A 405-nucleotide genomic window follows, 5' to 3' on the forward strand; every position below is an offset into this window, starting at 1 on the left:
CCGGTGGCAACAGCTTCTTGATCGTCTGGCACCCGCAGATCGAAGAAATTTCAAGCTTAACGCAACAACCATCGCCTTGGTCGCCGGGTGGCACGACCCTCATCAACGGCGGGCGGCTGATCGCAAACAGCGTGACCGCCCAGACGGTCGAAACAGGCAGTTTTGCAGCGGCGGGTCTGGCCCTGTTTGGCGGTGATCTGAAATCAACCAACTATATCCCCGGCCAGCGGGGGTGGCGGATCGGCAATGACGGCTCAGCCGAGTTTCGCAACCTCGTCGCGCGCGAGTGGATTCAGGTTGGGGCGGTGGATACTGACCGGATCGCGCCGGGGGCTATTACAGACAACACTGGTAAAACTGTGGATCGAAAATTCTTCGGGTCAGTTGGTTCAGCAAGTGCAGAAG

At 58.8% G+C, this 405-nt stretch carries 1 protein-coding gene; it reads left to right on the top strand.

The window, feature by feature from the left end; genetic code table 11:
- Window positions 1-405 (top strand): hypothetical protein (locus RMT89_RS41365; RefSeq protein WP_315888907.1); only part of this gene is annotated, 405 nt, incomplete at both ends.

Origin of the sequence: Streptomyces sp. P17 (assembly GCF_032436805.1) — a bacterium.
Classification (GTDB): domain Bacteria; phylum Actinomycetota; class Actinomycetes; order Streptomycetales; family Streptomycetaceae; genus Streptomyces.